The organism is Aquibacillus salsiterrae (assembly GCF_028416595.1).
Taxonomy (GTDB): Bacteria; Bacillota; Bacilli; order Bacillales; family Amphibacillaceae; genus Aquibacillus_A; species Aquibacillus_A salsiterrae.
Genome location: NZ_JAMQKC010000039.1, coordinates 1 through 12,615, shown reverse-complemented (window position 1 = coordinate 12,615; position 12,615 = coordinate 1). Strand labels below are relative to the sequence as shown.

Annotated in this window: 14 protein-coding genes and 11 tRNA genes; 1 reads left to right on the top strand and 24 read right to left on the bottom strand. The window is 39.4% G+C overall.

The window, feature by feature from the left end; genetic code table 11:
• Window positions 1-140: 140 nt before the first annotated feature.
• The 12 genes from NC799_RS17700 to NC799_RS17645 all read right to left on the bottom strand — a co-directional run bounded on the left by NC799_RS17700 (window position 141) and on the right by NC799_RS17645 (window position 2,220).
• Window positions 141-217 (bottom strand) — tRNA-Ile (locus NC799_RS17700).
• 9 nt (window positions 218-226) lie between these two features.
• Window positions 227-300: transfer RNA gene (locus tag NC799_RS17695), tRNA-Gly, on the bottom strand.
• Between the two features lie 23 nt (window positions 301-323).
• Window positions 324-400 (bottom strand) — tRNA-Pro (locus tag NC799_RS17690).
• A 142-nt stretch (window positions 401-542) separates the two neighbouring features.
• Window positions 543-626: transfer RNA gene (locus tag NC799_RS17685), tRNA-Leu, on the bottom strand.
• A 30-nt stretch (window positions 627-656) separates the two neighbouring features.
• Window positions 657-741, bottom strand: a tRNA-Leu gene (locus NC799_RS17680).
• A 34-nt stretch (window positions 742-775) separates the two neighbouring features.
• Window positions 776-851 (bottom strand) — tRNA-Lys (locus NC799_RS17675).
• A 218-nt stretch (window positions 852-1,069) separates the two neighbouring features.
• Window positions 1,070-1,144, bottom strand: a tRNA-Gln gene (locus NC799_RS17670).
• A 4-nt stretch (window positions 1,145-1,148) separates the two neighbouring features.
• Window positions 1,149-1,225, bottom strand: a tRNA-Asp gene (locus tag NC799_RS17665).
• 44 nt (window positions 1,226-1,269) lie between these two features.
• Window positions 1,270-1,341 (bottom strand) — tRNA-Glu (locus NC799_RS17660).
• A 4-nt stretch (window positions 1,342-1,345) separates the two neighbouring features.
• Window positions 1,346-1,436, bottom strand: a tRNA-Ser gene (locus NC799_RS17655).
• A 3-nt stretch (window positions 1,437-1,439) separates the two neighbouring features.
• Window positions 1,440-1,514: transfer RNA gene (locus NC799_RS17650), tRNA-Asn, on the bottom strand.
• Between the two features lie 262 nt (window positions 1,515-1,776).
• Window positions 1,777-2,220 (bottom strand): SprT family protein, encoded by a 444-nt coding sequence (locus NC799_RS17645; RefSeq protein WP_272447760.1) that lies wholly within the window; start codon window positions 2,218-2,220, stop codon window positions 1,777-1,779.
• Window positions 2,221-2,312: 92 nt separating this feature from the next.
• On the opposite strand from NC799_RS17645, the gene cmpA reads away from it, so the two are divergent.
• Entirely contained in the window at window positions 2,313-2,423 is a 111-nt protein-coding gene (gene cmpA, locus NC799_RS17640; RefSeq protein ID WP_272447758.1) for a cortex morphogenetic protein CmpA, read from the top strand.
• A 69-nt stretch (window positions 2,424-2,492) separates the two neighbouring features.
• On the opposite strand, the gene NC799_RS17635 is transcribed toward cmpA, so the two are convergent.
• The 12 genes from NC799_RS17635 to alr form a co-directional block, all read right to left on the bottom strand.
• The gene (locus NC799_RS17635) at window positions 2,493-4,661 is read right to left on the bottom strand and encodes a Tex family protein (RefSeq protein WP_272447757.1); all 2,169 of its coding nucleotides are present in this window, start codon (window positions 4,659-4,661) and stop codon (window positions 2,493-2,495) included.
• A gap of 220 nt (window positions 4,662-4,881) precedes the next feature.
• Window positions 4,882-5,475, bottom strand: coding sequence for a PP2C family serine/threonine-protein phosphatase (locus NC799_RS17630; RefSeq protein ID WP_272447762.1), 594 nt, complete (start codon window positions 5,473-5,475; stop codon window positions 4,882-4,884).
• Window positions 5,475-6,266 (bottom strand): RNA polymerase sigma factor SigB, encoded by a 792-nt coding sequence (gene sigB, locus NC799_RS17625; protein WP_272447756.1) that lies wholly within the window; start codon window positions 6,264-6,266, stop codon window positions 5,475-5,477. The genes NC799_RS17630 and sigB overlap by 1 nt, the downstream gene beginning before the upstream one ends.
• Window positions 6,238-6,714 carry an anti-sigma B factor RsbW gene (gene rsbW / locus NC799_RS17620; RefSeq protein WP_272447755.1) on the bottom strand — a complete coding sequence of 159 codons (477 nt, stop codon included), beginning with the start codon at window positions 6,712-6,714 and terminating at the stop codon, window positions 6,238-6,240. Before rsbW ends, sigB begins: the two co-directional genes overlap by 29 nt.
• A gap of 1 nt (window position 6,715) precedes the next feature.
• Window positions 6,716-7,045, bottom strand: coding sequence for an anti-sigma factor antagonist (locus NC799_RS17615; RefSeq protein ID WP_272447761.1), 330 nt, complete (start codon window positions 7,043-7,045; stop codon window positions 6,716-6,718).
• A gap of 59 nt (window positions 7,046-7,104) precedes the next feature.
• Window positions 7,105-8,115, bottom strand: coding sequence for a PP2C family protein-serine/threonine phosphatase (locus NC799_RS17610; RefSeq protein ID WP_272447754.1), 1,011 nt, complete (start codon window positions 8,113-8,115; stop codon window positions 7,105-7,107).
• A gap of 14 nt (window positions 8,116-8,129) precedes the next feature.
• On the bottom strand, window positions 8,130-8,531 hold the full coding sequence (locus NC799_RS17605; RefSeq protein ID WP_272447753.1) for an anti-sigma regulatory factor: 402 nt from the start codon (window positions 8,529-8,531) through the stop codon (window positions 8,130-8,132).
• 2 nt (window positions 8,532-8,533) lie between these two features.
• Window positions 8,534-8,890, bottom strand: a complete 357-nt coding sequence (locus NC799_RS17600) for an STAS domain-containing protein (RefSeq protein WP_272447751.1) — start codon at window positions 8,888-8,890, stop codon at window positions 8,534-8,536.
• A gap of 6 nt (window positions 8,891-8,896) precedes the next feature.
• Complete coding sequence (locus NC799_RS17595; protein ID WP_272447750.1) at window positions 8,897-9,766, bottom strand: RsbT co-antagonist protein RsbRA; 870 nt, start codon at window positions 9,764-9,766, stop codon at window positions 8,897-8,899.
• Window positions 9,767-9,947: 181 nt separating this feature from the next.
• Window positions 9,948-10,298, bottom strand: coding sequence for a type II toxin-antitoxin system PemK/MazF family toxin (locus NC799_RS17590; protein ID WP_272447748.1), 351 nt, complete (start codon window positions 10,296-10,298; stop codon window positions 9,948-9,950).
• A 4-nt stretch (window positions 10,299-10,302) separates the two neighbouring features.
• A complete protein-coding gene (locus NC799_RS17585) occupies window positions 10,303-10,578 on the bottom strand; it encodes a CopG family ribbon-helix-helix protein (RefSeq protein ID WP_272447747.1) in 276 nt (91 codons plus the stop codon).
• Window positions 10,579-11,008: 430 nt separating this feature from the next.
• Window positions 11,009-12,127: an alanine racemase gene (alr, locus tag NC799_RS17580; protein ID WP_272447745.1), complete on the bottom strand. Its 1,119-nt coding sequence runs from the start codon at window positions 12,125-12,127 to the stop codon at window positions 11,009-11,011.
• Window positions 12,128-12,615 lie beyond the last annotated feature (488 nt).

Genomic DNA, 12,615 nt, shown 5'->3' with positions numbered 1-12,615 from the left:
CCATCATTTCGCACTTGAAGTTCAAAGTGCTACATGCTGTCTTATCTATCCGTACACTATTAAACAGTCGCCTACACTTTTTCTTTAAACATACTGGTTGTTTTGTTCAGTTTTCAAAGATCAATGTAAAGATTAATTAATGGTGGGCCTAAGTGGACTCGAACCACCGACCTCACGCTTATCAGGCGTGCGCTCTAACCAGCTGAGCTATAGGCCCGTATTTTTTTGGAGCGGGTGAAGGGAATCGAACCCTCGACATCAGCTTGGAAGGCTGAGGTTTTACCACTAAACTACACCCGCATATAAGTTAAAAAGAGATTAAATGGTCGGGAAGACAGGATTTGAACCTGCGACCCCTTGGTCCCAAACCAAGTGCTCTACCAAGCTGAGCTACTTCCCGGAACGCCGAGAGGAGTCGAACCCCTAACCTTTTCATCCGTAGTCAAACGCTCTATCCAATTGGGCTACCGGCACTTGACAAAAGCGACATTAATTAATGTAACACATTCAACTAGTAAGCGTCAACTATTTTTTAAATAAAATGCGGTCGAGAGGACTTGAACCTCCACGGGATAAACTCCCACTAGGCCCTCAACCTAGCGCGTCTGCCGTTCCGCCACGACCGCATAATAGCATTCATCTTCCACAAAAAACTTTGGTGCGGGTGGAGGGACTTGAACCCCCACGTCAAATGACACTAGATCCTAAGTCTAGCGCGTCTGCCAATTCCGCCACACCCGCAAATAATAGTTATTTTGCTTATCGCAAAAAACTTTGGTGAGCCATGAAGGACTTGAACCTTCGACCCTCTGATTAAAAGTCAGATGCTCTACCGACTGAGCTAATGGCTCTAAAAGATTAATTGTCTTATGCCTTAAAGATTATTTATCATCTAAGCATCATTTGCGACGTAAGAACTTCGAGGTTATTTGCAGCTTGGTAAAAGCAACACTTGCTCTCCCCATCACAAAAAAATCCCCATAAAATAAGATTAAAGCACATATTAACTGTGCTTCTATAATAGTAATATATATAGTTAGTTTTGCTTAATATTACTTTTACACTAAAATGGCTGGGCTAGCTGGATTCGAACCAGCGCGTGACGGTACCAAAAACCGTTGCCTTACCGCTTGGCTATAGCCCATTAATGGCGGTCCGGACGGGACTCGAACCCGCGACCTCCTGCGTGACAGGCAGGCATTCTAACCAACTGAACTACCGGACCATATAGACTTGCAACAACATTTATATTTTACTTGAATTAAAAAATGACCCGTACGGGATTCGAACCCGTGTTACCGCCGTGAAAGGGCGGTGTCTTAACCGCTTGACCAACGGGCCAAAATGGCGGAGAAGGAGGGATTTGAACCCTCGCGCCGCTTACACGACCTACACCCTTAGCAGGGGCGCCTCTTCAGCCACTTGAGTACTTCTCCATATGGCTCCACAGGTAGGACTCGAACCTACGACCGATCGGTTAACAGCCGATTGCTCTACCACTGAGCTACTGTGGAATATTGCGCTACATATTAGCGACGTTAAAAATAATACCATTTAAAAATTAGATTGTCAAGATGATTACCGAAATAAATTTTTCGGAATTTATGAAAGATCTTCAGCAATTCTAATGACACTAACTATAGTGTACTAAGCCAACAGCTGATTGGCAAGTGAGAATCACCTGAACAACGCCTCTTTTTCAACAGCTTATTTAATTTAACACGGATAATTACCCCCGTCAATGGTTTTTAGTCGGTTTTATGCTATGAAAGGACATTATTGTTTCTTTAGTTTTCCTTTACATTTTCCACATCGGTATTTTGTTGTGTTAACAAGGCGATTACGATTGTAAGTTTGTCCACATGACAAACAAATATACGTATATTTCTTGTGATATTTCATCGAAGGTAAGGGTTGACAAAACCTAGGTGATCCTGTTTTTTGTAACAGCTCTCTAAAATCCTTATCCCGATGGTTATATCCTTTACCTTCAATATGCAAATGATAGTGACATAATTCGTGTTTAATGATCCCGCAAAATTCTTCCATACCTAACTCAAGCAAATATTTAGGGTTTAATTCTATTTGTCGCCGGGAAGGTAAATATCTACCACCAGTTGTTCTTAACCGTGAGTTAAAAACAACATTATCGATAAACGGCTTCCCAAAATAGTTGATCGAAAGTTGATTCACCAAATTATCTAGCTCTTTTTGTTCCATAGTCTCTTCCCTTTCACACGATAACCATCCGTTGCATAAATTAATATAACCCTATGTTTAATTAAAACAGACATCGAGGAGGTTCTTAGCGTATGCCTAACTGGTTTAAAAAGCAGATGACAGAAGCCTACCTTGAAAAAAACAAATATCAAATTAAAATACTCAATCAATGCTGGTTTTTTTACAGAGACAAAATACTTTAGGCAAATCACTACTTACAAGGATAGGAGACACTAATTAAACTAGCGTCTCCTTTATCCCATTTTAAAACTTTACTCCCCAATCATAGTTAAAGCAATTCTTTGTTTATTTACATCAACACTATCTACCCAAACGGTTACCACATCTCCAACAGAAGCTATATCCATAGGATGTTTAACAAACTGGTTAGACATTTTTGAAATATGGACAAGGCCGTCTTGTTTTACCCCAATATCTACAAACACACCAAAATCGACCACGTTCCTAACTGTTCCTTGTAATTCCATACCTTGTTTTAAATCTTCCATTGCGATGACATTTTGTTTTAATAGAGGTTTTGGCAAGTCATCACGAGGATCTCTCCCTGGGCTTACCAATGCCTTCATGATGTCCTCTAAGGTTGGTTGTCCAATTCCAAGTTTATCGGCAATTTCTTGTTTATTTAATTGGTTTAAAGCTTCTTTTAATTTATCAGTACCTAAATCGGTCGTTGAACAACCAATCATTTCAAGTAACTGATTAACAGCAAGGTAACTCTCTGGGTGGATTGGTGTACGGTCTAACGGTTGTTCTCCGTCAATTACCCGTAAGAACCCGATACTTTGCTCATATGTTTTTGCCCCTAAACGCGGAATATCCTTTAACTGTTTTCGATTCGTAAATCTTCCCATCTCATTACGTTGTTTTACTACGTTGTTGGCTACTGTTTTGCTAAGCCCTGATACATATTGCAATAGTGACGGTGAAGCCGTATTGACATTGACACCTACTTGGTTTACAGCTGTTTCAACCACAAACGTTAGGGAATCACTTAAGCTCTTTTGACTTACATCGTGTTGATATTGACCAACACCGATTGATTTCGGATCTATTTTCACTAATTCGGCTAATGGATCTTGAACGCGTCTTGCAATTGAAACAGCACTTCGCTCTTCAACTTGGAGATCTGGAAACTCTTCTCGTGCAAGTGCAGATGCAGAGTACACACTCGCACCAGCCTCATTAACAATCATGTAGGCAACATCTAACTTATGGTTTGCAATAATATCAGCAATAAACTGTTCTGTTTCCCTTGAAGCAGTCCCATTCCCAATCGCAATTAGTTCAATCGGATATTTTTTCAGATATTCTAAAACTACTTTCTCTGCTCCTTGAACATCTTTTTTCGGCGGGGTTGGGTAAATGACGCTTATTTCATGGACTTTTCCTGTATCATCTACTACCGCGAGCTTACAACCGGTACGGTATGCAGGGTCGACACCGAGGACTGCTTTCCCTTTTAATGGTGGTTGTAGTAATAAATTACGTAAGTTAGTAGAGAACACCTGGATAGCTTGTTGTTCTGCTTTTTCTGATAATGCATTTCGTACTTCTCTTTCAATCGAAGGCTGAATCAACCGTTTGTAACCATCTTCCATTGCAATCTCTAGTATTTGCTTCGCTTCTTTAGGACAAGAATTTTTTATGATTTTTTTATTTAAAAAATTTATGATGTCATCAGTAGGTGCTTCAATAGTTACTTTTAGTATATCTTCCTTCTCCCCACGGTTAACCGCCAAAATTCGGTGCGAGACGATGGAACGAACAGGCTCTTGATAATCGTAATACATTTCATAGACACCTTTTTCGTCCTCTTCCTTCTTTTTAACCTCTGTCTTGATGACGCCGAGCTTAAAGGTTTTTTCCCTTATGTAATCGCGGTATCCTGCATCATCAGACACCATCTCTGCGATAATATCATTGACACCGTTGATGACATCTTCGACAGTGTTTAATTCATGCTCTTCTGATAAGTAGTTACTTGCTTCATTGTAAATATTTTCGTAGGTTTGTTCCCAAACTAAACTAGCTAGCGGCTCTAGCCCCTTTTCCTTTGCTATCGTAGCCCTCGTTCTACGCTTTTGCTTATATGGCCGGTACAAATCCTCGACTCGTTGTAGTTGGATAGCCTTTTCTATTTCTTTTTTTAGTTCTGGAGTTAACTTCCCTTGCTCATCAATTAACCGGATTACTTCTAGTTTACGTTCTGCGAGTTGTACTGCGTAATCCCATTTTTCTTGGATTGTTTTTATTTGGACCTCATCTAACGAACCTGTTTGTTCTTTCCTATATCTCGCAATAAAAGGAACTGTGTTGCCCTCTTCTAGTAATGAAATAACTTGTTTAATAGACCTAACAGCAATCTCAGTCGTTTTCGCTACCCAGTCTATCAATTGTTGTTTATTAATTTCTTCTTTCAATTCGGAGACCTCCTAACAGCTTGTCCAATCTATTTTAGCAAATATTGTCCTTGTTTCCTAACAGAAGAAAAATGCAGGGAATCAACATGTTGAATCAGACAAGTTTAAAGCTAAGCAACTATCTATTATGAAACGTAGCTCTAAACATCATTGATTTATCAACCCTGCCACCCGCGCAAAACGAAGCCCTATTCCAAATGAATAGGGCCAAAAAATAAATCTAGGCATATTTTAAAGCAATTAGTGTTGTATCATCTACTTCACTTTGACCAACGTACTTGGCATACGTGTCAATAATCGCTTGAACATCTTTTCTTAAAAAATATTTTGATGACAGCTCTCTTGAGCTAACACCGTCCGAAAACATAATAAAAACCATCCCTTTTTCAAGGTTTTCTACAGAAACTTTTAATTTCCTGGGATAGCCACCGAGATAACCTGAATTGGGGATGTTTCTTTTCTTTTCTAAGTTACTAGTAATTGTCATTACACCAATGTTTCCAATCGATGTAAATGTATATGTTTGCTTTACAAAGTCTAATTTCAAAATCCCTAAGACAACGCCACGCTTCCCACTAAGGGACTGGTTGCACAGTTTAATTAGTTGATCTACTGTAGCCCCTGGGTTCTGTTCGATAATATCCATCACCACTTGAGATGATTCTTTAGCATACTCTCCACTTCCTAGTCCATCAGCAAGTGCACAGATAAACTCATCCTCTGTTTCCTTTAGTAGATAACTATCACCACAATGATAATTTCCTTTTTTCGGCTTTTGATATACCGATGCTTGTATTCGCCCGTTTGCATACATCAATCAATTACCTCCGAGCTGTCTGATTGTAATGCCTCTCGTAACTTTCGGAGTGCACGGCGTTGTATTCTTGAGACATGCATTTGTGAGATACCTAACAATTCTCCTGTATCCTTTTGACTCATGTTTTCGTAATACGTGCATTTTAAAATTTCTTGTTCCCGCTCGGTTAAAATAGGGAGGATTCGTTCCAACAATAGCCGTTGGTCAGTATTTTTAAAGCCTTTATCAGGGTTTCCAATCAAATCAAGAATGGAAACAGTACTACCATCAGAATCTGCTTCAATTTTCCGATCAACTGATAACGCCTTATAACTTTTGCCCATCTCCATTGTTTCTAAGACATCTTCTTCAGAAACTTCTAGATAGTCAGCAATTTCTTTAATTGAGGGGGATTTTTGATTTTTTAATGTTAGTTGCTCAGTTGCCTTCTTTATCTTTGGGCCGAGTTCTTTAATACGACGCGGGACATGGACACTCCACGTTTTATCTCGGATAAAACGTTTGATTTCGCCGATTATGGTAGGAACTGCAAAAGATTCAAAGGATTTACCCAATGAGGAATCATAACGCCTGATTGCAGCCAACAATCCTAGCATACCAACTTGGACTAGATCCTCATTGATCATACTGTTTTTAGAGTATTTCCTTGCAACTGACTTGACAAGGTCTTGGTAGGCTAACACCATTTTCTCTTGTGTCTCTTCATCTTGAGGATTATTTTGAAGGATTTTAATCCATTGGTAAACCTCATCCTCACGTCTATTGTGTGGTTGAGATTTGGTCGTCATCTAATCCCACCTCATTCTCATGGAGAAATTTAGTCATTAGCACAATTACACCATAATCATTTGTGATCTCAACCTTATCCATTAATGCATCGATTAAAAATAGCCCAAACCCACCTTCACGTAACCCTTCTATTGATTCTGTTTGGCGATACGGTCCAATCCCACTTTTCACTCGTTTTAGATCAAAGCTACCTCCTCTGTCAGCAACCATAACTTCTAACCTATTCCGATACACTCCAAAACCTATCGTTATCTCGCCTTCTTCTTTATCACGATACGCATGTGTTACAGCATTAGTCATTGCTTCTGAGATTGCTACTTTAAGGTCTTCAATATCTTCGTATGTAAAGCCCATTCTATTAGCAACCCCAGAAACGCTAAGCCGAACAACTCCTACATATTCTGCTTTTGCAGGTACCTTTATTTCTATAAAGTCAAAGGGTTCCATATCAATTTCCACCTCGTACTGTTGAATCAATCGTTATGATGCTATCAAGTCCTGTTATTTGAAATAATCTCATCACTCGTTCTCGTAAATTAACTAATCGCATCTCACTATTGTTTTCCTTTGTTGATTTTAGTGCACTTATAAAAACCCCTAAACCTGTACTATCCATGTAACTCACCTTGTCTAGATTAACTTCGACAATCTTCCCTTCGTTCTTTGTCAAAGGAAGCAATGTTGCCTTTAGTTCAGGAGCAGTATAAGCATCTATTTCTCCGGCAAGCAATACTAGAGTAGTTGATTCTTTGTTAACGACCTCAACTTCTAGATTCATATTCATGCTCTTACCTCCATTATTCGTTGTTTTACTTTATTACCCGGTTTCAAAACCGATTAAACCTCTTTACGGATTAGGATCAGGGTAAAGTCATCTCTTAGTTGAAAGCCTTGCAAGCGTTCAAAATATTTAAACACTTGTTCAACAGCCTCTTGCGCAGGATAGTTTTCGTATCTTTTAATCACTTGTAAAACCTCGTCACGTTCGATAAATCGGTCACCAATTCGACATTCAGTGACACCATCTGTCAATAAGACAATCATATCACCCGGTTTCACATTTTGCTCATACTCCTGATAGGTTGTATCCTTTGCAACACCAAGCACAAGTCCTTTTGCCGCTATTTCACTGTATTCGTTTTTCTTTGCATCGAAATAAAACCCTGGTTCATGTCCCGCAGATGAATAGGCAAAGGTTTGTTTTGCCTGATTATATAAGCCAAAAAACATCGTCATGAACATACCGGGCTCTACATTTCGTTCAACAACCCGATTTAAATTTTCTAAAATAACACTTGGGCTTCGCTGGCTTTCAGGAAAGCTATCCATCGAATATTTAATCATCGACATCGCTAACGCAGCAGGTATTCCTTTCCCAATCACATCGGCAATCGCTATCCCTAGGCCACCATCAGACCCTGACACAAAGTGATAATAATCCCCGTTCATTTGATGGGCAGGTACACTTATAGCACCAATATCGAGACCTTTGATAGTGGGTTTTTCTGTAAGTAATAAATTCTGTTGCATTTTGGCAGCAACAGATATTTCTGATTTTAACTCTAACTGTTTTTCCCTAAGAGACTGAAACTCCTGGTATGCGAGTCCATAGGAAATCATTGTTTCTAGTAAGAAGTTCAAAGAATTATCCACTTCTTTTGGAAGGTTTGGATAGAGGTCTTTTAATGCTTGAATATGGACATTGATAATCTCTTCAGGAGAAATATTATGCTGCATCGATAACTTGCTAAATTGTTCGGCTTGGTATAGTGCTTTTTCATCTAACGACAAAATATACTGCTTTAATAATTCTTTATAATTATCGATTTCTAGCTTTAAGTTAGTCACTCAAATCCCCCTCACTATCGAACCCATTTTACAGTTCGAATTTCTGTCCCCTTCCCCGGTTCGGAAATGATATCAAATTGGTCCATTAATCGCTTTACCCCCGGGAGACCAGCACCTAGTCCTCCAGAGGTTGTATAACCATCCTCCATAACTAAGCTAATATCTTGAATCCCAGGTCCGTTATCAGAAGCTATGACACAGAGACCTTTATGATTCATATCGTTAATGGTCTCAAAACAAATCTTCCCAGTTCCTGCATATAAATAAATATTTCTTGCAAGTTCGGATATGGCAGTTGCAATTCTGGCTTGGTCTACTGTCCCAAAACCGAGTTCTTTCGCTTTGTCTCTACCTAGTTGACGGGCACCGACGATATCCCATTCTTTCTGTATATTTACACAGGATTGGAAGTCCATTGTCATTCCTCCAATTCCTGGCGCAGTTTAATTAACCCTTGTTCTAAATCTAATGCCGTCGGGACATCTTGCAAGTGAATACCTAAATCAATTAGGGTCATTGCCACAGCTGGCTGTATCCCAGTTAAAACAACCTTCGCCCCCATTAAATCCGACATCGTCACAACATCCCCTAAAACCTTTGCAATAAAAGAGTCGATTATATCAACGGATGTCAAGTCAATGACTACTCCTGTTGCGCCACTTTTGTGTATTTTGCTCAGTAAGTCCTCTTGAAACTGGATTGCCGTTTGGTCATCTAAATCAATTTGTATGGAAATCAGCAAATAATTATGTAACTTCAAAATTGGAATTCTCAAGGAAAATCACCCCTTATTCAAGGAATCTAATAGTATTTCAATATCTTCATCTTTTGTTTTTGAATGTACAATGTTACGATTCGTTAACTCCAATGCGGATTGGAATCCTTTACGAAGGGAGCTTTTTGTCGGGAATTTACTCAAATCAATCCCTAGATTAACAATTGTTTGTGCTATTTCTGGTCTTATTCCCACCAAGATGCATCTTGAACCTATTAATCGGACTGCCTCTGCTGCTTGAATAATATGGTGCGCAACCATTGTATCGACAACAGGAACCCCGGTTATATCTATGAGAACAACTTCGGCATTATGTTTAATAACACCCTCTAGTAGGTTTTCCATAATTAATTTAGCTCGTTCGGTATCAATTGTACCGATAAGCGGCATAATCGTTATATTGTCCATCACCGGAATTAGCGGTGCCGATAGCTCTTGTAAAGCAACTCGTTGAAGGGAAACGGTATGCTCCCAACTACCAGAATACTCATTAACTAATTGGTTGATAATAGGGTCAACCCAGTTATCTACCATATCTAATACAATTGCTAGATGCTCAGAATCCACCTTTTCCGATTGACTTAGAATGAAATCGATTGTAACTCTTCGAAACGTTTGTATTCCATCGGTTAAGTAGCTAAGGGGCCACCCCAAATTAACTAGTCTTTCTGAAAAGTCATCTAATTCTTTTGTTATCCCTTGTTTATCGACACTTGTAAAAATCACATTAACAAACTCTCGGTTTGTACTTTCAAACAAACCCTCAGAGATGGTTGAAGTATATTCTTTGGTTCGTTTTTGCGATACTTCCTTCAACCAATTCTTCACAATTGCATCACTATTCTCAATCACTAATCTCTTTAATTCATTATCCATACTTTTCCCTCCACGTGCTAAAAACAATTGTATGTTTATTTTTACACGTTTGTGTGAACTGCGCAAATTTTTTACCCTATTTGTTAAGAGAATTTAATATAAGTAGGCACTTTGAAAAGAAGACGTAAGAAATGTAAAAAACCCTTGTCTCGCTTGCTGACAAGGGCAGGAAAGCTATTCATTAGAAATCAGTGAGTCCTAAACTAATTTCCAAAGCTCTATCTATATTCTCCATCATTGCATTATCCAGTTGTGTAATTTTGTCCGTTAACCGCTGCTTATCAATCGTTCTTATTTGCTCTAGCAAAATAACGGAGTCTCTTTCAAAACCGTACTTTTCCGCATCAATCTCTACATGCGTTGGTAACTTTGCCTTTTGAATTTGCGCGGTAATAGCAGCAACAATAACTGTTGGACTAAAACGATTTCCAATATTGTTTTGCAGGACCAAGACTGGACGAACGCCCCCCTGTTCCGATCCGACTACAGGGGAAAGGTCGGCGAAATAAACCTCGCCTCTTTTAACAATCAATCCTTTACACCCCGCTCACTAAGCGCTCAAGGGTATGTTCGGCCTCCTCTTCAGCCTGAAAGGCCTCCGAAGCAATATTAAGATTGATTTTAGCCATTTCCATGTAGCCTCTTTGCATGGATTCGCGAATATGACGTTTCTTTTTCTCACGTAAATACGATCTTGTGGCTTGACAAATAAAGTCGCTCAAATCACTATTCTCACTTTTCATTAGACCGTCCACCTCATTGAGTAGGTTTTGTGGTAATCGTACTACAATTTCTTGTAAACTTTCTGACACAACCTTACACCTCCACCATATCTACAAGCCCTGTCTGTTAATCCATTAATAATCATATCACTGACTAACGCGCATTGCAAAGGCATTCCGCTATTTTTTTATAGAAAAAACTGGCTATTTACAAACCGTCATTTATCACTCCACTTTTCTTTCCAAGGAATAAGAACAATCATTTCGCGAATCCATTCTCAGAAAGGAGGCAATTTCTTTCGGATCGAAATTTCTGATGGTGGAGTACCATACTATACTATTCGATAAAGATGAAAATAATTCCTCTTCCCATTTTATACAGTGTAAGGAAAATCATGCATTATTTTTAAAAATGGAAAAGCGCAAGTCGCGCCTTCGAAACAAGAAAACCACTTGTTTCTGCGATGTGAATTCTTGGAAGTGTTCCTTGGTGCTAGACTAAGACAGGCATAAGACAAAATTAAACGTAGATACGAGGGACCCGGTCACTAATCATGCAAGCAACTTCATAATTAATTGTATCCAAATACTGTGCTACTTCATCCATCAAAATCTCGGCATCACCCTGCTGTCCAATCAAGGTCACTTTAGTACCGACAGGGTAGGACTGCGGCAAACGGATCATTAATTGGTCCATACATATTCGTCCGACTATTTCAGCAAACTGGCCATCTATTAATACGTGCATCCCTTGTAACTTCCTTCTTATTCCATCTGCATACCCAAGCGGAACAGTGCCAATCCACTCCTCTTGTTCCGTTGTGTAAGTAGCTCCGTAACTGACAGATTCGAACGCAGGAAGTTTTTTCACATGAATTAATCGACTGTGAAGCGATAAAGCAGGCTTCAAGTTAATCGGCTTTTCCTTTTTCACCTCTGGAGAAGGATATAGTCCGTACAAACTAATCCCGAAGCGAACGTAATGTTTCATTTGCTCAGGGAACCGCATACTTGCTGCACTATTACCGGTATGGAGCATTACCGGCTTTGACCAGTGATTATGAAAGACTTGCAACAATCGCTCAAAATTGGATTGTTGTTTGTTAAAATAAGTTAAATTCTCTTCATCAGCTGTTGCAAAATGAGTGAAAATACCTTCTAGCTCCAAACGATCATCGTCTAATTGTTGTAAAACCTGTAGAAGTTCCTCATTCGTTCTAACGCCGATTCGTCCCATCCCTGTATCCCATTTCATATGAAGCTTGAGTTTTCCAACTAAATCAGATTGTTTTACTTGTTTTAACCACTCACTTTGAAAAAATGTAACAGTAATATTGTTGTCAACTGCTATTTGACAATCTTCAGGCCTTAGCCAACCCATCACTAAAATAGGCGCTGTAATTCCGGCCTCCCTTAGTTTAACCGCTTCATCAAGTATTGCTACCGCTAAACCGCTCGCACCAGCTTCAAGGGCAACACTTGCAACCTCAACATCACCATGACCGTATCCATTGGCTTTCACGACCGCGTATATATTTGTCTTTTTAGAGAGGCGTTTTTTCAATTGGTGAACATTATAGGCAATATTGGATAAATTAACCTCTACCCATGAATCTCGAAATGATGACTGCTTGTACACGTCCACCTCTCCTTTCTTCTTCTTTATTCTTTATTCTTTATTCTTTATTCTTTATTCTTTATTCTCTCATTATTTATAGCTTTAAGTCGAATGTCAAACCTATTTTGTTGTATCTAAAAAATCGCCGTTCTCTGGTAGATATAGCTATGCTTGATTTGGACTCAGTTGAACGAGTTCACGCTTTGCTTGTCCGAATTGAGCCTGTATTCGGACTCAGTTCAACGAGTTAGGGCTTTTCCTGTCCGAATTGAGCCTGCATTCGGACTCAGTTCAACGAGTTAGGGCTTTTCCTGTCCGAATTGAGCCTGCATTCGGACTCAGTTCAACGAGTTAGGGCTTTTCCTGTCCGAATTGAGCCTGCATTCGGACTCAGTTCAACGAGTTAGGGCTTTTCCTGTCCGAATTGAGCCTGTATTCGGACTCAGTTCAACGAGTTAGGGCTTTTCCTGTCCGAATTGAGCCTGTATTCGGACTCAGTTCAACGAGTT

Excerpts from the sequence above, each read along its gene's own strand:
- NC799_RS17645 (WP_272447760.1), bottom strand. The coding sequence starts at position 2,220 with ATGGAACAAAAAGAGCTAGATAATTTGGTGAATCAACTTTCGATCAAC.
- cmpA (WP_272447758.1), top strand. The coding sequence starts at position 2,313 with ATGCCTAACTGGTTTAAAAAGCAGATGACAGAAGCCTACCTTGAAAAA.
- NC799_RS17630 (WP_272447762.1), bottom strand. The coding sequence starts at position 5,475 with ATGTATGCAAACGGGCGAATACAAGCATCGGTATATCAAAAGCCGAAA.
- sigB (WP_272447756.1), bottom strand. The coding sequence starts at position 6,266 with ATGACGACCAAATCTCAACCACACAATAGACGTGAGGATGAGGTTTAC.
- rsbW (WP_272447755.1), bottom strand. The coding sequence starts at position 6,714 with ATGGAACCCTTTGACTTTATAGAAATAAAGGTACCTGCAAAAGCAGAA.
- NC799_RS17615 (WP_272447761.1), bottom strand. The coding sequence starts at position 7,045 with ATGAATCTAGAAGTTGAGGTCGTTAACAAAGAATCAACTACTCTAGTA.
- NC799_RS17605 (WP_272447753.1), bottom strand. The coding sequence starts at position 8,531 with ATGGACTTCCAATCCTGTGTAAATATACAGAAAGAATGGGATATCGTC.
- NC799_RS17595 (WP_272447750.1), bottom strand. The coding sequence starts at position 9,766 with ATGGATAATGAATTAAAGAGATTAGTGATTGAGAATAGTGATGCAATT.